Origin of the sequence: Salinicola salarius, from assembly GCF_002179555.1 — a bacterium.
Lineage (GTDB): Bacteria > Pseudomonadota > Gammaproteobacteria > Pseudomonadales > Halomonadaceae > Salinicola > Salinicola salarius_A.
The window spans coordinates 1-680 of the sequence record NZ_NHOU01000129.1 but is presented as its reverse complement, the minus strand read 5'-3'; the positions used below and the strand labels follow the sequence as shown (position 1 = coordinate 680).

Annotated in this window: 1 protein-coding gene; it reads left to right on the top strand. The window is 63.2% G+C overall.

What is annotated here, in order from left to right:
- Positions 1 to 25 precede the first annotated feature (25 nt).
- On the top strand, positions 26 to 680 hold a 655-nt coding region (locus CCD76_RS19455), incomplete at its 3' end, for a transposase (RefSeq protein WP_179208980.1).

Sequence of the window (680 nt, the reverse complement as noted above, 5' to 3'; positions counted from 1 at the left end):
TATCGCCATTCACCCAGACAGTGCCATGCCCAACGTCAAATTCCGCGCCAGTCGCCGCACCCTCACCAGCCACGCCGGGCTGTCCATCATCGGGCAATGCTTCGAGATCGCTGGCGTCGACAGCATCGACAGCCGCTTCCCCACCACGCTGGGCATGCGCACCAGTGACGTGATCAAGAGCTACCTGGGCCTGCTGTGTCTGGGCATGAGCGACTATGACGCTGTCGAGAACTTCCGCCGCGACAAGCCCTTCCAACAACTGCTGACCCTGCAGAAGGTGCCGAGCGCGGCGACGCTGCGACAGCGGCTGGAGAAACTTGCCGCCAACGACCTGCAGGCGCGCACCGCCACCTGGTCCACGACCCTGCTGTCACTGATCGAAGCACCGATCACCGCCGAGACGACGCACGTCTGCCTGGACATCGACACCTTCGTCATGGACAACAGCAACTCGAAGAAGGAAGGCGTCTCGCGGACCTACCAGAAGGTCGATGGCTACACCCCGATCGCCGCCTATCTGGGCAACGAAGGGTGGTGCCTGGGTCTGGAACTGCGGCCTGGCAAGCAGCACACCATGAAGGAGAGCAACGCCTTCCTGGAGCGGGTACTGCCTCGCGCCCAATGCCTGACCAAGCAACCGATCCTGTTACGCGAGGACAGCGGCTTCGACAGCCAGGCGC